Here is a 26,841-nt window from a genome sequence, read left to right as displayed (position 1 = left end):
AGGACATGTATTCAAAAAGCCCTGTGCTTTTTCTTAAAATTCGTTAGTTTTACAAGGAGGAATTTCCGATGGCAGTTACAGCAGCAATGGTAAAAGAACTTCGTGAAAAAACAGGAGCAGGAATGCTCGATTGCAAAAAAGCACTCGTTGAAACAGACGGTGACATGCAAGCAGCAATCGACTTCCTTCGCGAAAAAGGAATCGCTAAAGCAGCAGCAAAAGGTGATCGTATCGCCGCTGAAGGTTTGACAGCAGTAGCAGTTGAAGGCAACAAAGCTGTGCTCGTCGAAATCAACTCAGAAACAGACTTCGTTGCGAAGAACGAGAAGTTCCAAACACTCGTGAACAACGTAGCAAAAGCAGTACTCGCATCAGGCGCAACAACTGCAGAAGCGGCACTCGCGGCTGAGTACGAAGCAGGTAAAACACTTGAAACGTACATCCAAGAAGAAGCTTCGACAATCGGAGAGAAAATCTCACTCCGTCGTGTAGCTGTTCTTGAAAAAGCTGACGATGCAGTATTCGGTACGTACCTCCACATGGGTGGTCGCATCGGGTCAGTCGTTGTAATCGACGGCACATCTGACGAAACAGTTGCTAAAGACGTTGCAATGCACGTTGCTGCAGCACGTCCACTTTACGCGACACGCGATGAAGTATCAGCTGAAGAAATCGACCGCGAGAAGAAAGTCTTGACTGAGCAAGCACTTAACGAAGGCAAGCCTGCTAACATCGTTGAGAAGATGATTGCTGGTCGAATGAACAAGTACTTCGAAGAAATCTGCCTCGTTGACCAAACGTTCGTAAAAGACAGCGACTTCAAAGTTGGTAAGTACGTAGAATCAAAAGGCGGAAAAATCAACTCGTTCGTACGCTTCGAAGTAGGAGAAGGTATGGAGAAACGTGAAGAGAACTTTGCTGAAGAAGTTATGAACCAACTTAAAAAATAATCTGTGTCACAATCTGTGATACAACTAAAATTGGGAACACGTCTGTATAACCTTGAGTTAGTTCGTTAAGGGAGCGTGTTCCCTTTTTTCAAGCAAGAGGAGGCAAAGTTATGGAACCGAAATATAAACGAATTGTGTTAAAATTGAGTGGAGAAGCGCTCGCTGGAGATCAAGGTTACGGGATCGACCCTAACATTGTAAACTCAATCTCAAGTCAAATTAAAGAATTGATCGAGATGGGTGTAGAAGTCGCCGTTGTTGTAGGTGCCGGAAACATTTGGCGTGGAAAGACGGGTAGTGAACTCGGGATGGATCGGGCAAACGCAGATTACATGGGTATGCTCGCAACTGTATTGAACTCACTTGCTCTTCAAGATAGCCTTGAAACGTACGGTGTCCAAACGCGCGTCCAAACATCAATTGAAATGCGACAAGTTGCTGAACCATACATTCGTCGTCGCGCAATGCGTCATCTTGAAAAAGGACGCGTCGTTATCTTTGCGGCCGGCACAGGAAACCCATATTTCTCAACGGACACGACAGCTGCTCTCCGTGCGGCTGAAATCGAAGCTGATGTCATCTTAATGGGTAAAAACAATGTGGACGGCGTCTATTCAGCTGATCCGAAATTGGACGCAACGGCAGTGAAGTACGATACGTTGTCTTACCTTGACGTCTTAAAGGATGGACTTCAAGTCATGGACTCGACAGCAACGTCACTTTGTATGGACAACCACATTCCATTGATTGTATTCTCATTGCTTGAAGAAGGTAACATTAAACGTGTCGTTCTCGGGGAACATATCGGGACGGTAGTAGGAGGAGTCAATTCATGAGTGTCAAAGAAGTATTGAAAACAGCTGAAGAAAAAATGGAAAAAGCGCATTCTTCACTTAAACGTGATTTTGGAACGCTTCGCACTGGCCGTGCCAGCGCGTCGATTTTGGATCCTGTCCAAGTTGATTACTATGGTGTCCCAACACCACTCAATCAAGTGGCAAACATCAATACACCAGAAGCGCGTCTACTTTTAATTCAACCATGGGATAAGTCGATGGTTTCTGAAGTAGAGAAAGCGATTCAAAAGGCAGACCTCGGCTTGTCTCCATCATCTGACGGTACGGTCATCCGTTTGGCGATTCCTGCATTGACGGAAGAACGTCGTAAAGAATTAGTTAAAGTCACGAAAAAATACGCAGAAGAAGCGAAGGTCGCTGTCCGTAACGTACGTCGTGATGCAAATGAAAACTTGAAGAAACTCGAGAAAGATGGCGAGTTAACAGAAGACGATCTCCGCGGATATGCAGATGACGTTCAAACGTTGACGGATTCGTATATCAAGAAGATTGATGAATCTGCAGCAATTAAAGAAAAAGAAATCATGGAAGTGTAATCACGGAAGTGGTATACCAAAAAGCTGTGTGGGGACCCTTTTTCTGAGAGGGTCCTTCTTTCATACAATCAGGAGGATAACAGAATGTTTAAATGGGTGAATCCTAAAACGAAAATCGAGGCGGAGTTAAGTGTTCCTGAGCACGTAGCCATCATCATGGATGGAAATGGGCGCTGGGCCAAAAAACGTGGTCTCCCTCGCATCATGGGTCACCGGGAAGGGATGAAGTCCATCCGGGAAGCGGTACGAACAGCGCAGGAACTCGGGATTCGGTCTCTGACGCTTTATGCGTTCTCTACAGAGAATTGGACTCGTCCGGAAGAGGAAGTCTCATTCTTGATGAAACTGCCGAAACAGTTTTTGGAGACCGATTTGAAAGAACTCCACGAACAGAATGTACGGGTGCTCGTTGCGGGAGATACGTCGAAACTCCCACGAGAGACACGAGAAGCCGTTAACGAGGCGAGAGAACGGACCGTTGCGAACACAGGGTTGAACCTTGTCTTCGCACTCAACTACGGGGGACGAGATGAGCTCGTTCAAGCGATGCGTAGCATTGCAGCAGACGTTCAGTCCGGTTTGGTTCAGGCAGACGATATCGATGATCGTATGATTGGTGAACGACTCATGACACACGTTCAAGATGTAGATCTCGTTATTCGGACGAGCGGTGAGCAACGACTCTCTAACTTTTTATTATGGCAAAGCGCGTATGCTGAACTTCATTTCACAGAAGTATTGTGGCCGGAATTTAAGCGTGAGCATTTTGTAGAAGCGATTGAATCATACAACGCGCGCACGCGACGTTTTGGTGGGGTGTAACATGAAGACACGTATTATTACAGGACTATGGGCAGGAGCCATCTTCATCACGGTGATTGCGCTTGGAGGCAATGCCTTCGTTTCATTGATGGGGATTCTGGCACTCATCGGATTGAGTGAATTCACGTTGATGCGACAGCATAAGCTGTTGGCGTTTCCGTTCTTAGTGACAGCGCTCCTCGTGGCGTTCCCGTTCCTCTTATTATTGCTTAAGACTCAAGTTGTCACGGATGAACTTCCGTTCTCGATTGAACAATGGCTCGTCTTAGGGCTCGTGTTGTTGCTGTTTTGGACAGTGGTCACGAAAAACCGATTCACGTATGAAGACGCTAGTTTTTACTTCGTCTCAGCCGTCTATTTGGTCGTCGGTTTCTCTAGTTTTGCGTTAGTCCGGCTCTCTGAGGACGGTCTATCGAAAGTGCTGCTAATCTTGTTTATGATTTGGGCGACAGACTCGGGAGCGTATTTTACCGGAAAAGCATTCGGGAAAGCCAAGTTATGGCCATCGATTAGTCCGAATAAGACGATTGAAGGGGCGATTGGGGGCATTGTGTCTGCGATTGTACTCGGTATCATCTTTGTCTGGATTGATCCGATCTTGCCGATGATCGAGGTCGCCATTTTAGCGATTGTCGTAGCGGTAGTCGGACAGCTCGGGGATTTGGTGCAATCTGCTTATAAGCGTCAGTACGGAGTCAAAGATTCAGGTCATCTGTTACCGGGACATGGTGGCATTTTAGACCGGTTTGATAGTATGATTGCGGTCTTTACCGTCATTTGGGTGTTTAATCTGCTTTAAAAAGGAGTGTCGAGATGAAGCGAATTAGCTTAATTGGGGGGACTGGTTCGATTGGCGTTCAAACTTGTGACGTCATCGAACAGCACCCTGACCTGTTTGAACTTGAGGCGTATGCGTTCGGAACGAACGTCGAGGTCGCCACGGAATGGATCAATCGACTTAGACCAAAATATGTGTCGGCAACGAGTATCGAAGTACTCGAACAGTTGAAGCCGCGTCTTACATATGAACCTCTCTACTTTATTGGACCGGAGGGGCTGAAGGAGTGTGCGACGGCAGAACGGGCTGACATCGTCGTGACGGCAGTCGTTGGAGCAGTTGGACTCGAACCGACGCTTGCGGCGATTCAAGCAGGGAAAGATATTGCACTCGCCAACAAGGAAACACTCGTTACCGCAGGACATCTTGTCAAAGCGGCCGTGAAAGAACATGGGGTCAACCTGTTGCCTGTCGACAGTGAACACTCCGCGATCTATCAATGTTTGAACGGGGAACGAAGAGAAGATGTATCCAAGATTATTCTAACGGCTTCAGGTGGTAGTTTCCGTGATCGTTCACGCGATGAGCTGGCTGATGTGACTGTTGAAGACGCACTGAATCATCCGAACTGGTCAATGGGAGCAAAAATCACCATCGATTCGGCGACGATGTTCAACAAAGGCCTTGAAGTCATCGAGGCACACTGGCTGTTCGATATCGATTATAATGATATTGAAGTCATCTTACATCGTGAATCGATTATTCATTCGATGGTCGAATTTAAAGATGCTGCCGTGATGGCCCAGCTCGGAAACCCGGATATGCGTGGTCCGATCCTTTATGCGCTATCGGGACCGAAGCGGCTTGAAATCGAGGGGAATAAGCGGTTAAACTTGAAGGAAATCGGAAAGCTGCATTTTGAAGAGGCTGATTTCAATCGTTACCCGGCACTCCGGTTAGCGTTCGAAGCAGGAAGAGCCGGTGGTTCCATGCCGACCGTCCTGAATGCAGCCAATGAAGTGGCAGTAGACCTATTCTTGAACGGTCAGATCACGTTTTTAGAGATTGAACGACTCGTCGAAGATGCGATGGCTCGACATGAGGTCATCGCCGAGCCGACGCTCGCGCAAATTCTAGAAGTTGACCGAGCAGTACGTCAACAGATTCAGCAAGGAATTGAAGGTGGGGAATAAATCATGACGACTTTTATCGCCATCGTTTTGATGTTTGGCGTTCTCATTTCGGTACACGAATGGGGACACCTCGTCATGGCGAAACGGGCAGGCATTCTCTGTCACGAGTTTGCAATCGGATTCGGTCCAAAAATTGTTTCATTCCGTAAAAATGAAACGCTCTATACCATTCGTCTTTTACCAATCGGTGGCTACGTCAAAATGGCCGGAGAAGATTTTGAACCGATTGAAGTCCGTGCGGGTCAGCATGTCGGACTCCGGCTCACCGAACAGGGGACGGTCGATCGTGTCTACTTCCAACCGGACACGGCTACAGATGTCCATGTCGTCGGAACCGTCGATAAGTTCGATTCGACACATGAGTTGAAAGTGCAACTTCTCATCGATGAGGAAGTGCGTGTCTATTCATTAGAGCGAGACACACTCCTTGTCGACCAAGGGATGGAAATTCAAATCGCACCGTATGATCGAACATTTGGAGCCCAGTCGGTTTGGAAACGTGTCTTGGCCATCGCAGCCGGTCCGGCGATGAACTTCGTCTTGGCGTTCATCTTGCTCATTATTGTGGGGCTCGTTCAAGGAACCCCAACGAACGACGGTCAAATCGGTACGGTTCAACCGGATTCAGCCGCTGATGAGGCTGGTTTGATGAGCGGGGATGAAATCGTATCGATTGAAGGTGAGCCGATTACCGATTGGCTCGACTTACGATCTGCTTTAGAAGACCGTGCGGACACCCCTACGGAAGTCACGTATGTCCGTGATGGGGAGGAAGCAACTGTCATCCTCACACCACAAGCAGTCGAACAAAACGGAGAAACGGTCGGAATCCTTGGTGTCACGAACGCACTCGAGCGATCACCGGTCAAAGCCGTGACGACGGGAGCGGAAACGACATGGACGATGTCGACGCTCATCTTCTCTGCGGTCGGTGATTTGGTGACAGGACAAGTCGGTGTCGATCAACTAGCAGGTCCGGTCGGGATTGTACGGATGACAGATGAAGTAGCGGCGAGCGGTTTGATCATGCTGTTGAACTGGACAGCGCTTCTCTCCGTCAACCTTGCGATCTTCAATTTGCTCCCATTGCCAGCGTTAGACGGAGGACGTTTGATTTTCCTCTTGTTCGAAGCGGTACGCGGACGTCCAATCGATCCGAAAAAAGAAGGATTCGTCCACTTTATCGGATTCGCACTCTTGATGATTTTAATGTTGATTGTCACTTGGAACGACATTCAATCATTCTTTAAATAAGCTGTTTGTAGAGAAGGGAAATGTTGAACTGTATGAAACAATCTAGATTGCTCATGCCTACATTGAGAGAAGTTCCGGCTGACGCGGAAGCGGTCAGTCATCAACTCCTCGTCCGTGGAGGATTCATCCGTCAAAATGCGGCAGGAATTTATTCTTATCTTCCACTCGGACATAAGGTGTTACACAACATCCAAACAATCATCCGTGAAGAGATGAATCGTGCCGGTGCACAAGAGTTATTGATGCCTGCCATTCAACCGGCAGAACTTTGGGAAGAGACAGGACGTTGGGGCATTTACGGTCCTGAGTTGATGCGCTTGACGGACCGTCATGACCGTCGTTTCGCACTCGGTGCGACACATGAAGAATTGATCACATCAATCGTCCGAGACGAGCTCAACTCGTATAAAAAACTTCCGATGAACTTGTACCAGATTCAAACGAAGTATCGTGATGAGCGTCGTCCACGTTTCGGGTTGCTCCGCGGACGTGAGTTCTTGATGAAAGACGCCTACTCATTTCACGCGACACAAGAAGACTTAGATGAAGAATATACAAACATGTATAATGCGTACTCACGCATCTTCGACCGCACAGGACTGAAGTATCGTCCGGTCGTCGCGGACTCTGGGGCAATCGGCGGGAAAGATACGCATGAATTCCAAGCGCTTGCGGATATCGGGGAAGACACGATTGTCTACACCGACACGTCGAACTATGCGGCGAACATCGAGATGGCCGAAACGCTCGACCGTTATGAGATGCAGCAAGCTGACGTTCGTCCACTCGAAAAAGTGGACACGGAAGAGAATCGTACGATTGAAGATGTGGCGGCATTCTTGAACGTGGATCCGAAGACGACAATCAAATCTGTCTTGTTCAACGTGGATGGCGAAACCGTCATGGCAATCGTTCGTGGCGACCACGAAGCGAATGAAGTCAAAGTGAAGAACGCACTCGGTGGACTCGACATTCAACTTGAAGAAGAAGCGAAAATCGTTGAGTTGTTCAACTGTGCGCCAGGTACACTCGGACCGATTAACGCTCCGGTCAAAGTCGTTGCCGACTATGCGGTCAAGTACTTAGTGGATGCAGTCTGTGGTGCCAACGAGGCGAACACACACTACACGGGTGTAAACGCTGCGCGCGACCTTGCCGAAATGACATACCACGATTTACGTTTCGTTGTCGAAGGCGATTTGGCACCGGATGAGTCCGGTCCGGTTCGTTTTGCTCGTGGGATTGAAGTGGGACAAGTATTTAAACTCGGGACACGATATTCAGAAGCGATGGGTGCGACGTTCCTCAACGAAGAGGGTCGTGCCGAACCACTCATCATGGGTTGCTACGGCATTGGGGTGTCACGCACACTTTCAGCCATCGTTGAACAACATCACGACGACCGTGGAATCGTTTGGCCACGTAACGTGGCGCCGTTCGATCTCCATTTGATCGCAATCAATGCAAAAGATGAGACGCAAGTCGAGTTGGCGAACCGTCTTTATGAAGAGCTTGGTCAAACATACGATGTCTTGTTCGACGACCGAAAAGAACGCGCGGGCGTCAAGTTTGCAGATGCAGATTTGATTGGACTTCCGATTCGCGTGAACGTCGGGAAAAAAGCCGGCGAAGGCATCGTTGAAGTGAAAGTACGTGCAACAGGTGAAGTGATTGAAACGTCAATCGATGAATTGAAAGAAGTCATCGCTTCAAAATTTAGCGAAGTTCATTAATGGATGAAGGTGACAGCGGAAGCGGTCACCTTCATTTGTCGAATTGGCATAAAGGGGGAAAGACGGACCCGTGGAAGCAAATCAAAAGATGCAATTATTATTAAGTGACCTTGGGATCACGACCGAGACGGACCTGTTTGATCAGGCCGAACTCTCACGGCTCGTCGTCAACAAGAAGCGACGGACGTGGACGTTTTATTTTTCATTTCCAAAAGTATTGCCATACGACGTGCATCAATTGTTCATGAGTCGATTAGAAAGCCGTTATGCGACGTTCGCGGATGAGGTGTACGCTCGGTTCTCGACAACAGCTGGTGGAAGTGAGCAAGACTATATCGACTATTGGCCGCGAATCGTCAGCGAGTTGAGCCAAGTTTCTGGTGCGATGCGCAGTTATTTCGGTTCCGTTTCGCCACGATTCGAGCAGAACAAACTCATGATCCCGGTGCGTTCCGCACCTGAGGCGAGTTATGTGGACAAAGAGCTCTGTCAAGAAGTGCAGGCGCTCTATAGTGCCTATGGGTTCACGAAAAAGCCGTGTCAGGCTCAATTTTCGGAAGACGCTGAGGCGAATCAGGCCCTTCGCGAACAGGTTGTTCAAGAAGACATCGAACAAGCGAAAATGGCACTGGCTGCTCAATTCGCCAAGGCAACAGAAACGAATGACGAACCGATCACAGAAATCCGGATGGGTGCGCTCATTAAAGATGAGATCGTCCCAATCAAGACGATTATCGAGGAAGAACGACGTGTCGCGATTCGTGGACTCGTCTTCTCGGCAGAACGGAAAGAATTGAAGAGTGGGAAGAAACTGTTCACGTTCAAGATGACGGATTACACCGACTCATTGATTGTGAAAGTATTTGCCCGCGATGACGATGACGACCGTATGCTCAGTGCCGTCAAAAAAGGCATGTGGATTCAAACAGCTGGGCGGGTCGAAGATGATTCGTTCATGCGCGAACTATGTATGATGGCATCTCAACTTCAAGAAGTGAAGGTCGAACCGCCACGTGACGAATGGGAAGGCGAGAAGCGTGTCGAACTTCACGCGCACACACAGATGAGCCAAATGGATGCCGTCACAAACGTCTCGGCGCTCGTCGCCCGTGCTGCGAAATGGGGACATCGTGCCATTGCCATCACCGACCATGCCGGAGTCCAGGCGTTCCCAGAAGCGTATTATGCTGGGAAGAAGAACGACATCAAAGTGTTATACGGAGTCGAGGCGAACGTTGTCAACGATGGTGTCCCTGTCGCCTATCATGCGACCGATGTGGCATTGGACGATGCGACATACGTCGTCTTCGACGTCGAGACGACGGGACTTTCTGCCGTCTACAATAAAATCATCGAACTCGCTGGGGTTAAAATCAAGGACGGGGAAATCATTGACCGGTTTGAGGCGTTCGCCGACCCGAAACATGCCTTGTCAGCGACCACGATTGAATTGACTGGGATCACGGATGACATGGTCCAAGGTCAACCGGACCCGGAAGCGATCACGAAACAGTTCGTCGATTGGTGTGGCGACAGCATTCTCGTCGCCCATAACGCGTCATTCGATATGGGCTTCCTTGAGGCGACTCTCCGTAGCGGAGGACATGAACCAGATGATTATCCGGTCATCGATACGCTCGAACTTGCTCGAACGTTGATGCCGACGTTGAAGAATCATCGACTCAATACACTTGCGAAGCGATTCGATATCGAACTGACACAACATCACCGTGCCATTTATGATGCGGAAGCAACAGCATATTTGCTCATGAAGCTACTCGATCTCGCTAAGCAAATGTTCGAGATGACGACACATCGCTCGTTGAACGCGAAAGTCGGGAGTGACGTATCGAAGATTCGTCCGTTTCATGCGACTATCTACGCTAAAAATAAAAAGCCAGGACTTCGTCATTTATATGAGCTCATCTCCTTATCTCACATCGATTACTTGTATCGGATGGCACGCATGCCACGTTCCGAGCTCGTGAAGCGACGGGAAGGACTGTTGATTGGTTCGGCTTGCGATAACGGGGAGATTTTTGACGCCGCCTTGAACAAGTCGGATGATGAACTCGAGAAGATGATGTCATTTTATGACTTTATCGAGATTCATCCGCCGGCACTCTACCATCATTTAATTGATAAAGAGATTGTGGCGAATGAGTTAGAACTCCGCGAAATCATTAAGCGTATCATTCGCGTCGCCGATAAGGCCGAGTTACCGGTTTGTGCGACAGGGAATGTGCACTATCTAGATCGGTCCGACCGGTCTTATCGCGAAATTTTGATTCGTACCCAAGGTGGGGCGAACTTTATCAATACGCGTAAAGAATTACCGCATGCGCACTTTCGGACGACGAAAGAAATGATGGAAGAGTTCAAGTTTTTAGGTGACGATTTAGCGCGTGAAATCGTCATCACGAATCCGAATGCGATTGCCGACCAGATTGAGTCGATTCAAATCATCCCGGATGATTTGTATACGCCGAAAATTGAAGGTGCGGATGATGAGGTTCGGAATATGAGCTACGACATGGCTCGCTCCATCTACGGGGACGAGCTGCCTGAGATCGTGGAGGCGCGTCTTGAGAAAGAGCTCAAGTCGATTATCGGTCACGGGTTCGCCGTCATTTACTTGATTTCGCATAAACTCGTTAAAAAATCACTCGATGATGGGTATCTGGTCGGGTCGCGTGGGTCGGTCGGTTCGAGTCTCGTCGCAACGATGACGGAGATCACCGAAGTCAACCCGCTACCACCTCACTACGTCTGTCCGAACTGTCAGCACTCACATTTCTTCAACGACGGGTCGGTCGGGTCGGGGTATGACTTGCCAGACAAGGAGTGTCCGGAGTGCGGCACGTGGTACAAAAAAGACGGTCATGATATTCCGTTCGAGACGTTCCTCGGTTTCAAAGGGGACAAAGTACCGGATATCGACTTGAACTTCTCAGGTGAATATCAACCGCATGCCCACGCCTATACAAAAGTACTGTTCGGAGAAGAATACGTCTATCGTGCCGGGACAATCGGAACGATTGCCGACAAAACGGCTTATGGATACGTGAAAGGCTATGCGACCGAGAATGATAAGATTTACCGGAACGCCGAAGTCGACCGTCTCGTTTCTGGGGTCACCGGTGTAAAAAGGACGACGGGGCAACATCCAGGGGGTATCATAGTCGTACCGGACTATATGGACATCGCGGATATCTCCCCGATTCAATATCCGGCGGATGACAATTCGTCTGAATGGAAGACGACTCACTTCGACTTCCACTCCATCCATGACAACTTATTGAAACTCGATATTCTCGGGCATGATGACCCGACCGTCATCCGGATGTTACAGGATTTGTCTGGTATCGATCCGAAGACGATTCCGACGGATGATCCGACTGTCATGAAGATTTTTTCTTCACCAGAAGTGCTTGGGGTGACACCGGAACAGATTGAATCGAAAACCGGGACACTCGGGATTCCAGAATTCGGGACGAAGTTCGTCCGTCAGATGCTTGAAGAGACAAAACCGTCAACGTTCTCGGAACTCGTTCAAATCTCTGGTCTATCTCACGGAACAGACGTCTGGCTCGGGAACGCGAACGAATTGATTTATAACGGGACGTGCGAACTGAAAGATGTCATCGGTTGTCGAGACGACATCATGGTCTATCTGATTTATGCAGGCCTCGAACCATCATTCGCCTTTAAAATCATGGAGTCCGTCCGGAAAGGGAAAGGACTCACGGAAGAGATGGAGTCCGAGATGCGGGAGAATGACGTGCCGGAATGGTATATCTCGTCTTGTAAGAAAATCAAGTACATGTTCCCGAAAGCGCACGCGACTGCCTACGTCTTGATGGCGGTTCGGATTGCATACTTCAAAGTGCATCATCCGATTCTGTACTACGCGACGTACTTTACCGTTCGGGCGGGAGATTTTGACTTGTCCGCAATGATTAAAGGTCCTCAGGCCGTACGGAAGGCGATGTCGGATATCCGAGAAAAAGGGTTCGATGCGACGGCGAAGGATAAAGGACTGCACACGGTCCTTGAACTGGCACTCGAAATGCTCGAGCGGGGTATGAAGTTCCAAAACATCGACTTGTATCGGTCGAGTGCGACAGAGTTCTTGATTGAAGACAATACGCTGATTCCACCGTTCAACGCGGTCGATGGCCTTGGAACGAATGCGGCGAAAGCAATCGTCGAAGCGAGAGAAGAAGGACAGTTCCTTTCGAAAGAAGATTTGCGGAAACGTGCGAAACTTTCGAAAACGGTCATCGAGACACTTGATACGATGAAATGTCTCGAAGGTCTGCCTGATGAGAACCAACTCTCATTCTTTGATTTTGGGGTGTAAGTTGCGATTTATCGGGAAAATATGATATATTGGTATCGAACAAAGTTGGATACTACGACGGAAAGGAGTAGGGAACCCTACTCCTTTCTTGTATGTAAAAGCCAGAAGGAGGGATGAGAGTGTCCAAAATAACAGAAGTCGTTGAATCGATTGCGTTGCCGATCGTAGAACGGGAAAACATGGAATTGGTCGATGTGGAATTCGTTAAGGAAGGTCCAGACTGGTTCTTGCGCGTCTATATCGATAAGCCGGGGGGCGTCGATTTGGACGATTGCGTCAATATCAATGAACAGCTCTCGGAAAAACTAAACGAAACCGATCCGATTGAACAGGCTTATTATCTTGATGTCTCGAGTCCTGGTGCGGAGCGTCCGCTGAAAAAGCCGAGCGATTTTGAACGTGCGGTAGGCAAAAATGTCTACATGAAAACGTTCGCTCCGATCGATGGTGCCAAAGAGTTTGAAGGAATTTTGACGGCATATGATGGGGAAACGGTCGTGATCGAGACACGCATCAAGACAAGAAAAAAAGCGGTATCGCTACCGGTTGACAAAATTGCACAAGCCCGCTTAGCGGTCACGTTTAGTTAAGGAGAGGGAAGAAGATGGGTCCACAATTACTCACTACAATCGATCAGATTGCCAAAGAAAAAGGAATCGACAAAAACATCATTATCGATGCACTCGAACAAGCGCTTATTTCTGCGTATCGTCGCAACGTGGCGAACCCGAACGAGCACGTGAAAGTCGAGTTTGATCAGGTGACGGGGGATATCCGTGTCTATGCACTTTTAGAAGTCGTAGAGCGCCTCACGCAACCGGACCAACAGCTCTCACTCGAGGAAGCACATGAAATCGATCCGAACTATGAGCTCGGTGATTTCCATAAAGAAGAAGTCACTCCGAGTGATTTCGGACGCGTCGCGGCGATGACAGCTAAACAAGTCGTCACACAGAAGATGCGTGAAGCGGAGCGCGAGCGCATCTACAACCACTTCGCTGACAAAGAAGATGAAATCATGACAGGAATCGTGGAGCGTTTCGACCCACGCAATCTGTATATCGGTCTCGAGAACAACATCGAAGCTGTATTGACACCGAATGAACAGATGCCGAACGAGTCATACCAAATCCATGACCGTATCAAAGTATACGTGACAAAAGTAGATTCAACGACGAAAGGTTCAGGTGCAGCGATTCAAGTTTCGCGTACGCATCCGGGACTTTTGCGCCGCTTGTTCGAACTCGAAGTTCCTGAGATTTCAAACGGGACAGTCGACGTGATGTCAGTATCGCGTGAAGCGGGTGACCGTTCGAAAATCGCTGTACACTCGGATATCGTCGACCCGGTCGGCGCATGCGTCGGACCGAAAGGACAACGTGTTCAAACGATTGTCGACGAATTGAACGGCGAGAAAATTGATATCGTCCGCTGGTCTGAAGACCCGAAAGAGTTCGTTCGTAACGCACTCAGCCCGGCTCAGGTCGTTGCGGTATATGTCAACGAGCCAGCAAAATCGACGACAGTCGTCGTACCGGACTATCAATTGTCACTCGCAATCGGGAAACGTGGTCAAAACGCCCGTCTCGCTGCGAAATTGACAGGATGGAAAATCGACATCAAGAGTGAAACGGATGCCGAAGCACTTGATTTGTTCGATACGTTCGCTGAAAAAGTTGAATCAGAACCAGAAATTGTTCAAAATGAAGTAGAACAAGACTTATCAGATGCTACAGTTGAAACGACTGCGGTGAAAGAAGAGGAATGACCATGAAGCAAAAGAAACTTCCTTTGCGTAAGTGTGTGGTCACACAGGAAATGCTCCCGAAAAAAGAATTGATTCGTGTCGTTCGGACGCCTGAAGGTGACGTGGTCATCGATCAGACGGGTAAAGTGAACGGTCGTGGTGCTTACTTATCAAAAGATATCGAAGTCGTTCGTCAAGCAGAGAAAAAACGGACGCTCGACCATCACTTGAAAGTAAAGACGAGCGACGACTTGTATGAACAGTTGAAAGCTGTCGCAGGTGGCGAATCATGAGCCAGTGGGAATCATTGTTAGGCCTTGCTGCTCGAGCGAGGAAAGTAACGATGGGAGAAGAGTTTGTATTAAAGGATGTACGAGCAGGTCGTGCCAAGCTCGTCATTCTAGCCGGAGATGCAGGTGCCTCGACGAAAAAACGAGTCACTGACAAATGTGCGTCTTATCAAGTGCCATTGATTGAAGTGAGCGATCGCTATACAATCGGTGCCGCACTCGGTAAAGACATGCGTGTCGTCGTATCGGTGACAGAATCCGGATTTGCGAACAAGCTTAAGCAACTTCTCTCTTAACTATTAACGGAGGTGGATGCTTTGGGAAAACGCGTCTATGAATTTGCAAAAGAACAGAATGTAACGAGTAAACAAGTCATTACTCAATTAGAAAAATTGAACAAACCGGTGAAAAACCATATGGCCGTCCTCGATGAGGAAACGGTAAAACAATTGGACCGTGTGTTCAATCCTGAAAAATATCGTGCTGAAAAACAAGCGGAAGCGAAAGCGACGTCAACATCGAATGAGCCGAAGCAAGAGAAAAAAGAAGCACAAGCGTCACGTCCACAAGCGGGACAACAAAACCGTGGCGGTCAAAACAATCGCGGTGGACAAAACAATCGCGGTGGACAAAATCGTAACGATAACCGAAACAACGACCCACGCAATAAAAAACGTGGAAAAGGGAAAGGCAAAGGCAAGCCGGTAAAAGCAGCTGTGCCACAAGAAGCCGATCCAAACTCGAAGACAAGTCAGCGTAAAGCAGCACGTCTCGCGCAAGAGGCAGAGATGGGCAACGTCATCAAGTATGACGATGTACTGAGCGTGTCTGACCTTGCTTCAAAAATGAATAAAAAGCCAAATGAAATCATCATGAAGTTGATGGGTCTCGGTGTCATGGCAACCATCAACCAAACGCTTGATGATGAAACGGTTGAATTACTCGCTGCAGAATTCGGCTTTGAGGTTGAAAAAGAAGTTGTTGTCGATGAGACAGACTTTGAAACAGTTGAGATCGACTTCTCACAATATGACCTTGAAGAACGTCCAGCTGTCGTTACCATCATGGGTCACGTCGACCACGGGAAAACGACACTTCTTGACTCGATTCGTAACACGAAAGTCGTCGCAGGAGAAGCGGGCGGAATCACGCAGCACATCGGTGCTTACCAAGTTGAAGTCAACGATAAGAAAATCACATTCCTCGATACACCAGGTCACGCAGCCTTCACAACGATGCGCGCCCGCGGTGCCGAAGTGACAGATATCGCAATCATCGTCGTTGCGGCTGACGATGGCGTCATGCCACAAACAGAGGAAGCAATCTCGCACGCCAAGGCAGCGAACGTTCCAATCATCGTGGCAGTCAACAAAATGGACAAAGAAGGGGCAAACCCTGACCGTGTCAAACAAGAGTTGACAGAGTTCGGTCTCATCCCTGAAGAGTGGGGCGGCGAAACAATCTTCGTTCCGATTTCTGCTATTAAAGGCGAAGGGATCGATGAATTGCTCGAGATGATTCTCCTCGTATCTGAAGTCGAAGAATATAAATCGACACCAGACATGCCAGCTCGTGGTTCAGTCATCGAGGCGAAACTCGACAAAGGACGTGGACCGGTCGCGACACTTCTCGTTCAACACGGTACACTTCGAATCGGAGACTCAATCGTCGTCGGTAGCACATTCGGTCGTGTCCGTGCGATGGTCAACGATATCGGTCGCCGTGTGAAACAAGTCGGACCATCTACACCGATTGAAATCACTGGTTTGAACGACGTTCCACAAGCGGGTGACCAGTTCATCGTCTTCGAAGATGAGAAGAAAGCACGTGCAATCGGGGAAAAACGTTACCAACGTTACCTTGAGTCACAGCGTCGTGAGTCGGCGAAAGTAAGTCTTGATGATTTGTTCAGCCGCATTCAAGAAGGTGAAGTGAAAGACTTGAACGTCATCATCAAAGCAGACGTTCAAGGGTCAGCCGAAGCATTGGCTGGTTCACTCCGCAAGATTGATGTCGAAGGCGTCAAAGTTAACATCGTTCACCAAGGTGTCGGTGCAATCACGGAAGGTGATGTCATCCTCGCTTCAGCTGCGAATGCTGTCATCATCGGATTCAACGTCCGTCCTGATGGAAACGCACGTTCGATGGCGGAACAAGAGAACGTTGAAATGCGTCTCCACCGCATCATCTACAACGCAATCGAAGAAATCGAGAGCGCGATGAAAGGGATGCTTGACCCAGAGTTCGTGGAAGAAATCACAGGTCAAGTCGAAGTCCGTGACGTCTTCAAAGTTTCGAAAGTCGGTGCGATTGCAGGTTGTTATGTGACAGAAGGTAAAATCACACGTGACGCCGGTGTCCGTGTCATTCGTAACGGAATCGTGATTTACGAAGGTAAACTCGATACGCTTCGTCGTTTCAAAGATGACGTGAAAGAAGTGGCGACTGGTTATGAGTGTGGGATTAAAGTAGAGAAATTTGATGACATCAAAGTAGACGATGTCATTGAAGCGTTCGTCATGAAAGAAGTCGAACGTAAATAATGTGAGGAGGGATCACGTATGAAAATTCGTGCCCAACGTGTTGCCGAGCAAATGCGTAAAGAAATAACAGATGTCTTGTTACGGGAAGTCAGTGACCCGCGTACAAAAAACGCTACGATTACGAGCGTTGATGTGACAGGTGACTTACAACAAGCAACAGTCTATTATACGGTGCTTGGTGATGAGGAAGATGTGAAAGCAGAAACGCAAGCTGGTCTCGATAAGGCGAAAGGATTTATCCGTCGCGAAATCGGGAACCGCATCCGTCTTCGGAAAACACCAGAGATCTCGTTTGAATACGATTCTTCAGTCGCATATGGTAGCCATATCGATTCGTTGATTCGTGATTTGAACAAAGATCAATAATTTGAAAGGGGAGACGTCGTTCTCCCTTTTTTTATATGGAGGGATGAAATTGGAACCGAACGGAGTGCTCGTACTCGATAAAGATGCTGGCATGACGAGTCATGACTGCGTATTTAAATTACGAAAATTGTTCCAAACGAAAAAGGTCGGACACACGGGTACACTTGACCCGGAAGTGACAGGCGTATTGCCCATCTGTTTAGGGCGTGCCACGAAGCTGTCGCGTTTTATCACGGATGAAGGGAAGCGTTACGTGGCCGAGGTGACGATTGGTACCGCCACGATGACCGAGGATGCGCATGGCGAGGTCGTCACGCAGAAGTCAGTCACACCGAACGATTTGGACGAATCTCAGATTGACGAGGCGATGCGTCAATTGACAGGAATGATTGAACAAATCCCGCCGTACTACTCAGCGGTCAAAGTAAACGGGAAAAAGTTGTACGAGTATGCTCGGAAAGGGCAGACCGTCGAACGACCTCGGCGGACGGTCGAGATTCATCGTCTGGAGCGGACGAGTGAATTGACATTCGAAGCGGACGCCTGTCGCTTCCGAATGGAAATCGACTGTGGGAAAGGGACATATATTCGAACGCTCGCCGTTCAGATCGGGGAGAAGCTCGGTTACCCTGCCCATATGAGCGAACTCAGACGGACGAGCTCAGGAACGTTTGAGGAAGAGAACGCGGTATCGCTCGAAACGTTACAGTCTCTTGAAACGGTCGAAGAACGATTGGCGCATGTGATCCCACTTGAGGATGTCATCAAACGCTGGCCGGCAATCACGATTCGAAAGAATCGGGAGCATTATATTCGCAATGGCGGAAAGCTGAACGGCGTTTCGCTCGAATTTGAGTTATTTACTGTCTATAATGAAGAAGGAATCCCTCTTGCTTTATATCGAAGACAAGAAGGAACGACAGACGCTACAGTCGAGGTCATGCTGGCCATCGACTAAGGGGGAATTTGACAGTATGGAAACAAGACATCTCACCTATCCAGAAACACCGGACGTGTATCCGTCCGTCATGGTACTCGGTTTCTTCGACGGTGTTCATAAGGGCCATCAAGCCGTAATCCATCACGCCAAGCGTGTGGCAGCGGAGCACAACCTACCGGTGACGGTCGTCACGTTCGACCCACATCCGAAACAAGTACTTTCAAATAAGCCAGACGCAGTGCGTTATATCACGCCGCTGTCTCGAAAGCTGAAGCGCATCGAAGCGCTCGGGGTAGAGCGTTGCCTCGTCTTGACATTCACAAAAGAATTGGCCAATTTGTCCCCGCAACAGTTTGTCGATGATTATTTGATCGGTGCCGGAGCCGTGCACGTGACAGCTGGTTTTGATTACTCTTATGGAAAGTTTGGAGAAGGGACGATGGAGACACTTCCATACCATGCGCGTGACCAATTCACGACGTCTGTCGTCACAGAGCAGACGATGGATGGGGAAAAAGTGTCATCTACCCGCATCCGTAAACTCTTGGCAGAGGGACAGGTCGATGCCGCACATGAACTCCTCGGTACGCCATACGTGATCTGTGGCGAAGTCATTCACGGTGATGCGAGAGGGCGTACCATCGGTTTCCCGACTGCGAACGTGTTGATGGACGCTTCGTACGTCATGCCACGATTGGGCGTATACGCGACTCGAGTCACGCTACCGGACGGACGGATGTTCCACGCGATGACGAATGTTGGACGTCGTCCGACTTTTTATGAGACGGGATCGGTCTCTGTTGAGAGCCATCTCTTCGACTTCTCCGAGGATTTATATGGACAAGTCATCGAAATCGAGTGGATCCAATATATTCGGAATGAACGCGCGTTCGATGGGTTGGATGCATTGGTCGCTCAACTAAAAGAAGATGAGGTGGCAGCTCGTTCAATCCTATCTTGACTTTCAAGAGCGGGTACGCTATCCTTGTCAAGTACGCAAAGTACACCGCTTCGCTTGGCTGGTCGATTCACCAACGCCGGCTCGGCAACGCGGCAATTTTTCATTAAATGGAGGTGGAGAGGCAATGGCACTCTCAAAAGAACGTAAAAACGAAATTATCGCGGAATACGCGACAAAACAAGGTGACACAGGTTCACCAGAAGTACAAGTGGCTGTGTTGACTGAACAAATCAACACATTGAACGACCACCTTCGTACACACAAGAAAGACCACCACTCACGTCGCGGTCTCTTGAAAATGGTTGGACGTCGTCGTAACTTGCTTACGTACCTTCGTAACAAGGACGTTACACGTTACCGTGAATTGATTCAACGCCTCGGTCTCCGTCGTTAATCGATCGAGACTGTTTAACGGGCTGGGACAACGTCCTAGTCCGTTTCTTCTTTTTTAAGGAAAATGATTAGACATTCGTTGGAATGAGTTACATAATAAACTAGATAAGGTTTGAGAGGAGAATGTACATGTTAGGTACGAAACAAGTATTCTCTACAGAGTGGGGCGGACGCCCATTGTCTGTAGAGGTCGGCCAACTTGCGAAGCAAGCAAACGGTTCGGCACTCGTGCGTTATGGAGATACGGTTGTCCTTGCGACAGTGACGGCTTCAAAAGCACCAAAAGATTTAGACTTCTTCCCGTTGACGGTCAACTATGAGGAGAAACTTTACTCGGTCGGTAAAATTCCAGGTGGTTTCCTTCGTCGTGAAGGTCGCCCGGGTGAAAACGCGATTTTGACATCACGTCTCATCGACCGCCCGATTCGTCCACTCTTCCCAGACGGATTCCGTCATGATATTCAAGTCATGATTTACGTCATGTCAAACGACCCAGATTGCTCGGCTGAAATGGCAGGTATGCTCGGAACGTCGATCGCGCTCTCGATTTCTGACGTACCGTTTGACGGTCCAATCGCTGGCGTGACAGTCGGCCGTGTGGACGGCGAATTCGTCATCAACCCGACGACGGCTCAGTTGGAGAAAACGGACCTTGAACTTCAAGTTGCAGGGACATCGACAGCCATCAACATGGTTGAAGCAGGTGCGAACGAAGTACCTGAGGACGTCATGCTCGAGTCGATCTTGTTTGGACATGAAGAAATCAAGCGTTTGATTGCATTCCAACAAGAAATCGTAGAAGCTGTCGGAAAACCTAAATTCGAATACACGGTCTCGAAATACGATGAGGCACTTACTGCTGAACTCGAAGCAGCCCGTCCTGAAATCGTAGAAGCGGTTCAAGTGGAAGAGAAACACGCTCGTGACGAAGCCATCAACGAAGTGATTGCGAAGTATGTCGCGATGTATGAAGCGCGTCTTGCGGATGACCCTTCAAAACTCGGCGAAGTTTCAGGCATCTTGAACAAGTTCGTCAAAGATGAAGTCCGTCGCTTGATCACGGTCGAAAAAGTCCGCCCAGACGGACGTCGTCCAGACGTGATTCGCCCGCTCGCATCAGAAGTCGGATTACTCCCACGTGCACACGGTGTCGGTCTCTTCACACGAGGTCAAACACAAGTCATGTCTGTTGCGACACTCGGTGTCATCGGAGACGCACAAATCATCGATGGAATCGGTCTTGAAGAGAACAAGCGCTTTATGCACCACTATAACTTCCCGCCGTTCTCAGTCGGTGAAGCTCGTCCGGTCCGTGCGCCAGGTCGTCGTGAGATCGGTCACGGAGCACTCGGTGAGCGTGCGCTTCTTCCAATTATTCCGAAAGAAGCAGACTTCCCATACACGATTCGTCTCGTTTCGGAAGTACTCGAATCAAACGGTTCAAGTTCACAAGCTTCGATTTGTGGGTCGACACTCGCATTGATGGATGCAGGTGTGCCAATCAAAGCGCCAGTCGCCGGGATTGCCATGGGTCTTATCATGGAAGGTGAACACTACACGGTCTTGACAGATATTCAAGGACTTGAAGACCACCTTGGGGATATGGACTTCAAAGTAGCTGGAACGAAAGACGGGATCACTGCCCTTCAAATGGATATCAAGATTGCCGGAATCACGCGTGAAATTTTAGAAGAAGCGCTTGAACAGGCACGTGTCGGTCGTTTACACATCCTTGATCACATGCTTGAGACGTTAGATACTCCACGTACTCAATTGTCGAAATATGCACCGAAGATTGTGACGATGACAATCAATCCGGATAAGATTCGCGACGTCATCGGACCAGGCGGTAAGATGATCAACAGCATCATCGACCAAACGGGCGTCAAAATCGACATCGAACAAGACGGTACGGTCTTCATCGCCTCGACGGACCAAGAAGGAATCGATCTTGCCATGTCAATGATTGGTGACATTGTCCGTGAAGTCGTCGTCGGTGAAGTATACGATGCTACCGTACGTCGCATCGAAAAATTCGGCGCGTTCGTCGAGTTGTTCAAAGGGAAAGATGCGCTCGTACACGTATCCGAATTCAGCCTTGAGCGTGTCGCGAACGTCGAGGATGTTGTGAAGCTTGGCGATTCGATTCAAGTCAAAGTCACTGAAATCGATGACAAAGGTCGTGTCAACGCATCACGAAAAGCGCTCATCTTAGAAGGATTGTCTCCTGAAGAGCGTGAGGCATACGAAGCGAAACGGAAGGCAGCACGTGAAAGCCGCCCACCTCGCGATAGCCGTCCGCCACGTCGTGACGGGGACCGTCGTCCACCGCGCTCGACAAATTAATTATTCTGGCCATCGTCTTGGTGCGATGGCCTTTTTCATAGGAGTGAGAATATGGAATGGATGACATTAGAGAACGGTGTCCGAATCATCATCGAACCAATCGAAGGTTCGCTTAGCACCTCGACCGGGGTATTCATTAAAGCAGGGACACGTACAGAGACGTTTGAGAACATCGGCATCAGTCATTTGATTGAACATATGCTGTTCAAAGGGACCGCATCGAAAAGCGCGAAAGAGATTGCTTCCTTTTTCGATGAGCTCGGTGGAAGCGTCAACGCCTTCACCTCGAAAGACCATACATGCTTTTATGTGAAGACGCTCGATGAACACGCGGTCATGGCGCTCGACGTCCTGACAGACATGCTGTTTGAGTCAGTAATCGATATGCAGGAGTTGGAGAAAGAAAAGCGTGTCGTTGTGGAAGAGATTAAAATGTATGAGGACACGCCGGAAGATCTCGTTCACGAACTATTGGCCATTGCGGCGTATCGAGACGATATACTTGCCCAACCGATTTTAGGGACGGAGGAGAGTGTCAATCGATTGACGCGGGACCAGCTCGTCGAATACTTACAGGAACAGTATACGGCCGAGCAGATTGTCGTCTCGATCGCAGGTCATGTTTCTGAAGAATTGATCCAGGCGGTAAAACGTAGGTTTGCCCACATCCCTTCTAGGGAATCGTCGAAAGAAATCAATCAACCGGAACTGTTCCATGACACATTGACGAAACATAAGGAAACGGAGCAAGCCCACCTCTGTTGGAACTACGAAGCGATTCCGGCGACGGACGATCGATTGCCTCATTTGGCATTGATGAACAACGCAATCGGCGCGACGATGTCTTCGCGTTTGTTCCAGTCCATCCGTGAAGAAGAGGGCTTGGCTTATTCCATTTACTCCTATTACACGACGTTTTCCGATCACGGTACGTTTACCATATACGTCGGTACGTCGCCGGATACGTTGGAACAAGTCGAAGTCATCCTAGAGAGAGAGATGAAGCGACTTGTCGCCGACGGTTTGACTGCTGAGGAAGTAGACAAAGGCAAGCGACAATTGAAAGGGTCGATCGCTCTTGGGAATGAAAGTTCGAGTGCCCGTATGAACCGGAACGGACGGAACTTGCTACTTCTCGATGAAGTCGAGCCGATAGAACAAGTGATTGCGAAAGTAGAACGGATTGAACGCGATGAGGTCAATGAATTGATTCGTGAGGTGTTGAGCCATCGCCCAGCGAAGTCATATGTCCTCCCAAACGAAGCGTGACTTGAAACCGAATTGTAAGTTCTCTACACTGATTAAGAGGTATTCTTTAGTTTGGATAGGATACAGGTGAAAGAAGGGAAAGACTTGAACTTAACGGATTTAGTGAAGACGATACAATTAATTAATCAACCAAATCTAGAAGGCATCGTCGTGACGCATGTGACGACGGACTCGCGAGAAGTTGTGCCGGGAACGCTGTTTGTCGCCATCAAAGGCTATACGGTGGATGGGCATGAATATGCGGCGCAAGCGGTAGAGCGAGGCGCGGTGGCAGTCGTTAGCGAACGACCGCTCGACCTGTCAGTGCCAAACCTGATTGTACGTGACAGCTCGCGTTCGATCGGGTTGTTGGCTTCGGCCTTTTATGCGTATCCATCTGAACAGATGCGACTGTTCGGAATCACGGGAACGAATGGAAAAACGACGACGACGACGATTTTACGAGACGTCCTCGATGTCCTCGGGCATTCGACCGGTTTGATTGGGACCGTTGAAGTACGTATCAACGACAAAATCGTCCCAAGTAAAAATACGACGCCTCAAAGTTCAGAACTTCAACACTTGTTGGCACAAATGCGTGATGAAGGCGTGACGGACGTGATGATGGAAGTGTCCTCACACGGTCTTGAGCTCGGACGTGTCATCGGAACTGATTTTGACATCGTTGGCTTCACGAATTTGACGCACGATCACCTAGATTTTCATGGGACGTTCGAAAACTATGCACGTGCAAAAGGATTATTGTTCGCTCAACTCGGTCAAATGGCCTCACGTGGGAAAGTCGCCGTCTTGAACGCGGACGATGCACAAACGCCTCTTTATGAGACGATGACCGGTGCGAAAGTAATAACGTATGGGATTGATGCGCAAGCAGACCTGAAGGCAACGGACATTGAACAGACGTTGTCTCAGACGAGCTTTACATTGAATTACCAAGGCGCGAAACTTCCGGTGACGGTCCAGTTCATCGGTCGTTTCAACGTGTACAATCTATTGTTGGCGACGGGTTGTCTTCTCGCTGCCGGTTATTCGCTTGAACGAATTGCCAAAGCACTCGAGATGATTCATCCGGCCAAAGGACGGATGCAACGTTTAGACGTCCCAGGTTACAACGTATATGCGGACTACGCCCACACGCCGGATGGCATCGAACAGTGTCTGAAGTCGCTCGTCGGCGTACCAAAAGAAAAGATTATCTTTTTGATTGGGACAGGTGGAAACCGTGACGTCACAAAACGTCCGGCAATGGGCGAGATGGCTTCGTCCTATGCCGGTACCGTCATCATCACGACAGATGATCCACGATTCGAAGCGTATGAGTCCATTACAAAAGGGATTGCGGCCGGGATGACCCATGACAACTTTGTTGAAATCGGGGATCGAGAAGAAGCGGTCCGTTATGCGGCCCGTTTAGCGAAACCGGACAACATCATCGTGCTAGCAGGAAAAGGGCATGAGAAGTATCAAATTATCGGAAATGAAAAATTGCCGCTCGATGAAGAGGCAATCGTTCGAGCGACAATTTTGAATACGGAGGAAGCATGATTTATGGCAGTACAACCAATTACGTTGACAGAAAAAGAGCATGACGACTTCGTCAAAACACACGACCGTGGGGATTTGTTGCAACTATCGAGTTGGGGAGATGTGAAGCGCCAAAATGGTTGGACGTCAGAACGTGTCGCGGTCGCGCGAGACGGCGTGACGTCCGGTGTCGCTTTACTTTTATTCAAACGTGTCCCGAAATTACCATACACACTGTGCTATGCCCCACGCGGGTTTGTCGTGGACTACGACGACTTGGCATCGCTACAGGCGCTCGTGAAAGAAGCGACACGTGTCGCGACGGCACATAAGGCCATCGTCGTAAAAATCGATCCAAACATCGACCGCGATGAATTGCCAGGACTATTAACCGAAATGGCTGCCATCGGGTTTAAACATAAGGGATACGGCGGTGGCTTTGACTACGCCCAACCTCGTTTTACAATGGAAACTGATTTGCGCCCGAGTGAGAAGGATCTTTTTGCGAAATTCCATCATAAGTTCCGCTACAATGTCCGTCTCGCGGAGAAAAAAGGAATCGTCTGCAAAGAGGTCGGTCGTGACGGACTCAAAACGTTCGCCGATTTGATGAAAGTGACAGGGGAGCGTGACGGATTCGCTACGCGAGGGCTCGATTATTTTGAGAACCTATACGATTGTCTGCAACCGAACGATGCCCGTCTCTTCTTGACAACGCTCGAACCGAAAATCGCACTCGAACAGCAACAGGCGACGCTAGAAAAAGCGAAGAAAGAGTTGGCGAAGATTGAACGGGGCCTTGAGAAAGAAACGATTGAAAAGAAACGTAACAGCCTTTTGAACCGCAAGGAACAGACGGAGGCACAAATTCAAAAAGCGGAGCAAGCCCTCCCTGAGCTCGTCGAACTCGATCAGACCTATCCGAACGGGCTCGTCTTATCAGGTGGTCTGTTGACACTCGCAGGACGGCGCTCTTATTACTTATACGGAGCCTCGTCAAATGAATTCCGTGAATTTATGCCGAACCACTTGATGCAATGGACGATGATGCAGGCGGCCAAAGCGAGTGGCGCCGAGCGATACGACTTCGGCGGGGTATCAGGAAGTACGGACCCGGATGATGAATATGCTGGTCTTTACGCATTCAAATCGGGATGGGGAAGCGACATGATTGAAAAGGTCGGGGAATTCGACCTCGTCTTGAATCGTCCTTTGTATATGGCACTCGAAAAAGGGTTGCCACTCTTAAAAGGACTGCGTAAACGGTTAAGAAGATGAGATGGACAGGCGTGTTATCTCTTGCGATGGTCGCCTTTCTGATTGGCATTACGCTCGCTTACTTTTATGTGCAACCGGAACCGGTGCCTTGGGTGGACGAGCCGACGTTCGAAGCGGATATGTGTGTGCGAGACGTGGAGAAAGAAGATGCGATCTTGGTAAGGACGAAGATTGATTTTGACCGGTTGCATCCGTTAGTCGCCAATCGAGGAGAATCGTTCATTCGATTGGCCCATTCTTGTCTAGACCTCGAAGTGCGCCTCACTTCAGGATACCGTTCTGCCAAGGAACAGAATGCGCTTTATGCGCAAGGGCGGTCTGAACCCGGGCAAGTGGTGACCAATGCGAAGGCGGGTCAGAGCTATCATAACTATGGTCTTGCTGTCGATTTCGTTATCATCCATAACAACAAGACCGACTATGACCTGAATACGGATCGTAATCGGAATGACATTCCTGACTGGCAAGAACTCGGGGAGTTAGGAAAGGCGCTCGGCTTTGAATGGGGCGGAGACTGGAACTCATTCCCGGACTATCCTCACCTCCAAATGGACTTCGGCTTGTCGATTCGTCAACTTGTTGCAGGGAAACGACCTGACGAAAAAGAGACGGCACCGCTTGCCGATGCACTAAAACCTCTATTAGATTAGACGGAAATGTTGGCAATGAAGCCGTTTTCCGCTACAATATTCAGTAGC

The 26,841-nt window shown here is 49.0% G+C and carries 23 protein-coding genes; all 23 read left to right on the top strand.

Annotated features, from left to right (window positions below):
* The first annotated feature begins 68 nt into the window (after positions 1–68).
* The 23 genes from tsf to KNO72_RS01645 all read left to right on the top strand — a co-directional run bounded on the left by tsf (position 69) and on the right by KNO72_RS01645 (position 26,793).
* Positions 69–950: a translation elongation factor Ts gene (gene tsf / locus KNO72_RS01755; RefSeq protein ID WP_078146717.1), complete on the top strand. Its 882-nt coding sequence runs from the start codon at positions 69–71 to the stop codon at positions 948–950.
* Positions 951–1,060: 110 nt separating this feature from the next.
* On the top strand, positions 1,061–1,786 hold the full coding sequence (gene pyrH, locus KNO72_RS01750; protein WP_015881417.1) for a UMP kinase: 726 nt from the start codon (positions 1,061–1,063) through the stop codon (positions 1,784–1,786).
* Entirely contained in the window at positions 1,783–2,343 is a 561-nt protein-coding gene (gene frr, locus KNO72_RS01745) for a ribosome recycling factor (RefSeq protein ID WP_031421698.1), read from the top strand. The genes pyrH and frr overlap by 4 nt, the downstream gene beginning before the upstream one ends.
* Positions 2,344–2,427: 84 nt before the next feature.
* Positions 2,428–3,165: an undecaprenyl pyrophosphate synthase gene (locus tag KNO72_RS01740; protein ID WP_214687942.1), complete on the top strand. Its 738-nt coding sequence runs from the start codon at positions 2,428–2,430 to the stop codon at positions 3,163–3,165.
* A 1-nt stretch (position 3,166) separates the two neighbouring features.
* Complete coding sequence (locus KNO72_RS01735) at positions 3,167–3,964, top strand: phosphatidate cytidylyltransferase (RefSeq protein WP_214687943.1); 798 nt, start codon at positions 3,167–3,169, stop codon at positions 3,962–3,964.
* A gap of 14 nt (positions 3,965–3,978) precedes the next feature.
* Positions 3,979–5,136: a 1-deoxy-D-xylulose-5-phosphate reductoisomerase gene (gene dxr, locus KNO72_RS01730; protein ID WP_015881421.1), complete on the top strand. Its 1,158-nt coding sequence runs from the start codon at positions 3,979–3,981 to the stop codon at positions 5,134–5,136.
* Between the two features lie 3 nt (positions 5,137–5,139).
* Positions 5,140–6,390 (top strand): RIP metalloprotease RseP, encoded by a 1,251-nt coding sequence (gene rseP / locus KNO72_RS01725; protein WP_214684468.1) that lies wholly within the window; start codon positions 5,140–5,142, stop codon positions 6,388–6,390.
* Between the two features lie 32 nt (positions 6,391–6,422).
* Complete coding sequence (locus tag KNO72_RS01720) at positions 6,423–8,123, top strand: proline--tRNA ligase (protein WP_031421704.1); 1,701 nt, start codon at positions 6,423–6,425, stop codon at positions 8,121–8,123.
* Positions 8,124–8,193: 70 nt separating this feature from the next.
* Positions 8,194–12,486 (top strand): PolC-type DNA polymerase III, encoded by a 4,293-nt coding sequence (locus tag KNO72_RS01715; protein ID WP_214757106.1) that lies wholly within the window; start codon positions 8,194–8,196, stop codon positions 12,484–12,486.
* A gap of 119 nt (positions 12,487–12,605) precedes the next feature.
* On the top strand, positions 12,606–13,076 hold the full coding sequence (gene rimP / locus KNO72_RS01710; RefSeq protein ID WP_015881425.1) for a ribosome maturation factor RimP: 471 nt from the start codon (positions 12,606–12,608) through the stop codon (positions 13,074–13,076).
* A gap of 14 nt (positions 13,077–13,090) precedes the next feature.
* Positions 13,091–14,254 (top strand): transcription termination factor NusA, encoded by a 1,164-nt coding sequence (gene nusA, locus KNO72_RS01705; protein ID WP_074037219.1) that lies wholly within the window; start codon positions 13,091–13,093, stop codon positions 14,252–14,254.
* Complete coding sequence (gene rnpM / locus KNO72_RS01700) at positions 14,251–14,526, top strand: RNase P modulator RnpM (protein ID WP_193343251.1); 276 nt, start codon at positions 14,251–14,253, stop codon at positions 14,524–14,526. Before nusA ends, rnpM begins: the two co-directional genes overlap by 4 nt.
* Positions 14,523–14,819, top strand: coding sequence for a YlxQ family RNA-binding protein (locus KNO72_RS01695; protein WP_015881428.1), 297 nt, complete (start codon positions 14,523–14,525; stop codon positions 14,817–14,819). The genes rnpM and KNO72_RS01695 overlap by 4 nt, the downstream gene beginning before the upstream one ends.
* Before the next feature lie 21 nt (positions 14,820–14,840).
* A complete protein-coding gene (gene infB, locus KNO72_RS01690; protein ID WP_078146724.1) occupies positions 14,841–17,066 on the top strand; it encodes a translation initiation factor IF-2 in 2,226 nt (741 codons plus the stop codon).
* Between the two features lie 18 nt (positions 17,067–17,084).
* The gene (rbfA, locus tag KNO72_RS01685; RefSeq protein ID WP_015881430.1) at positions 17,085–17,432 is read left to right on the top strand and encodes a 30S ribosome-binding factor RbfA; all 348 of its coding nucleotides are present in this window, start codon (positions 17,085–17,087) and stop codon (positions 17,430–17,432) included.
* 43 nt (positions 17,433–17,475) lie between these two features.
* Entirely contained in the window at positions 17,476–18,390 is a 915-nt protein-coding gene (truB, locus tag KNO72_RS01680; protein ID WP_251028253.1) for a tRNA pseudouridine(55) synthase TruB, read from the top strand.
* A gap of 16 nt (positions 18,391–18,406) precedes the next feature.
* Positions 18,407–19,333, top strand: coding sequence for a bifunctional riboflavin kinase/FAD synthetase (locus tag KNO72_RS01675; protein WP_214757104.1), 927 nt, complete (start codon positions 18,407–18,409; stop codon positions 19,331–19,333).
* A 124-nt stretch (positions 19,334–19,457) separates the two neighbouring features.
* Positions 19,458–19,727 carry a 30S ribosomal protein S15 gene (rpsO, locus tag KNO72_RS01670; RefSeq protein WP_015881433.1) on the top strand — a complete coding sequence of 90 codons (270 nt, stop codon included), beginning with the start codon at positions 19,458–19,460 and terminating at the stop codon, positions 19,725–19,727.
* A 128-nt stretch (positions 19,728–19,855) separates the two neighbouring features.
* Positions 19,856–22,072 (top strand): polyribonucleotide nucleotidyltransferase, encoded by a 2,217-nt coding sequence (pnp, locus tag KNO72_RS01665; protein ID WP_214684465.1) that lies wholly within the window; start codon positions 19,856–19,858, stop codon positions 22,070–22,072.
* 51 nt (positions 22,073–22,123) lie between these two features.
* Positions 22,124–23,341 (top strand): M16 family metallopeptidase, encoded by a 1,218-nt coding sequence (locus KNO72_RS01660; RefSeq protein WP_214757103.1) that lies wholly within the window; start codon positions 22,124–22,126, stop codon positions 23,339–23,341.
* A gap of 51 nt (positions 23,342–23,392) precedes the next feature.
* Entirely contained in the window at positions 23,393–24,886 is a 1,494-nt protein-coding gene (locus KNO72_RS01655; RefSeq protein ID WP_251028252.1) for a UDP-N-acetylmuramoyl-L-alanyl-D-glutamate--2,6-diaminopimelate ligase, read from the top strand.
* A gap of 3 nt (positions 24,887–24,889) precedes the next feature.
* Positions 24,890–26,143 (top strand): lipid II:glycine glycyltransferase FemX, encoded by a 1,254-nt coding sequence (locus KNO72_RS01650; RefSeq protein ID WP_214757101.1) that lies wholly within the window; start codon positions 24,890–24,892, stop codon positions 26,141–26,143.
* Entirely contained in the window at positions 26,140–26,793 is a 654-nt protein-coding gene (locus tag KNO72_RS01645) for a M15 family metallopeptidase (RefSeq protein ID WP_214757100.1), read from the top strand. Before KNO72_RS01650 ends, KNO72_RS01645 begins: the two co-directional genes overlap by 4 nt.
* Positions 26,794–26,841: the final 48 nt, after the last annotated feature.

This window comes from Exiguobacterium sp. s123, assembly GCF_018617075.1.
GTDB lineage: Bacteria > Bacillota > Bacilli > Exiguobacteriales > Exiguobacteriaceae > Exiguobacterium > Exiguobacterium profundum.
The sequence above is the reverse complement of the archived record's forward strand: the minus strand, read 5'-3'. Positions and strand labels throughout refer to the sequence as shown.

Coding starts and splice junctions, on each gene's coding strand:
- tsf (WP_078146717.1), top strand. CDS start 69: ATGGCAGTTACAGCAGCAATGGTAAAAGAACTTCGTGAAAAAACAGGA.
- rbfA (WP_015881430.1), top strand. CDS start 17,085: ATGAAAATTCGTGCCCAACGTGTTGCCGAGCAAATGCGTAAAGAAATA.
- pnp (WP_214684465.1), top strand. CDS start 19,856: ATGTTAGGTACGAAACAAGTATTCTCTACAGAGTGGGGCGGACGCCCA.
- frr (WP_031421698.1), top strand. CDS start 1,783: ATGAGTGTCAAAGAAGTATTGAAAACAGCTGAAGAAAAAATGGAAAAA.
- rpsO (WP_015881433.1), top strand. CDS start 19,458: ATGGCACTCTCAAAAGAACGTAAAAACGAAATTATCGCGGAATACGCG.
- truB (WP_251028253.1), top strand. CDS start 17,476: ATGAAATTGGAACCGAACGGAGTGCTCGTACTCGATAAAGATGCTGGC.
- pyrH (WP_015881417.1), top strand. CDS start 1,061: ATGGAACCGAAATATAAACGAATTGTGTTAAAATTGAGTGGAGAAGCG.
- KNO72_RS01695 (WP_015881428.1), top strand. CDS start 14,523: ATGAGCCAGTGGGAATCATTGTTAGGCCTTGCTGCTCGAGCGAGGAAA.
- rseP (WP_214684468.1), top strand. CDS start 5,140: ATGACGACTTTTATCGCCATCGTTTTGATGTTTGGCGTTCTCATTTCG.
- rnpM (WP_193343251.1), top strand. CDS start 14,251: ATGACCATGAAGCAAAAGAAACTTCCTTTGCGTAAGTGTGTGGTCACA.
- dxr (WP_015881421.1), top strand. CDS start 3,979: ATGAAGCGAATTAGCTTAATTGGGGGGACTGGTTCGATTGGCGTTCAA.
- KNO72_RS01720 (WP_031421704.1), top strand. CDS start 6,423: ATGAAACAATCTAGATTGCTCATGCCTACATTGAGAGAAGTTCCGGCT.
- KNO72_RS01660 (WP_214757103.1), top strand. CDS start 22,124: ATGGAATGGATGACATTAGAGAACGGTGTCCGAATCATCATCGAACCA.
- KNO72_RS01645 (WP_214757100.1), top strand. CDS start 26,140: ATGAGATGGACAGGCGTGTTATCTCTTGCGATGGTCGCCTTTCTGATT.
- KNO72_RS01650 (WP_214757101.1), top strand. CDS start 24,890: ATGGCAGTACAACCAATTACGTTGACAGAAAAAGAGCATGACGACTTC.
- nusA (WP_074037219.1), top strand. CDS start 13,091: ATGGGTCCACAATTACTCACTACAATCGATCAGATTGCCAAAGAAAAA.
- KNO72_RS01735 (WP_214687943.1), top strand. CDS start 3,167: ATGAAGACACGTATTATTACAGGACTATGGGCAGGAGCCATCTTCATC.
- KNO72_RS01740 (WP_214687942.1), top strand. CDS start 2,428: ATGTTTAAATGGGTGAATCCTAAAACGAAAATCGAGGCGGAGTTAAGT.
- KNO72_RS01675 (WP_214757104.1), top strand. CDS start 18,407: ATGGAAACAAGACATCTCACCTATCCAGAAACACCGGACGTGTATCCG.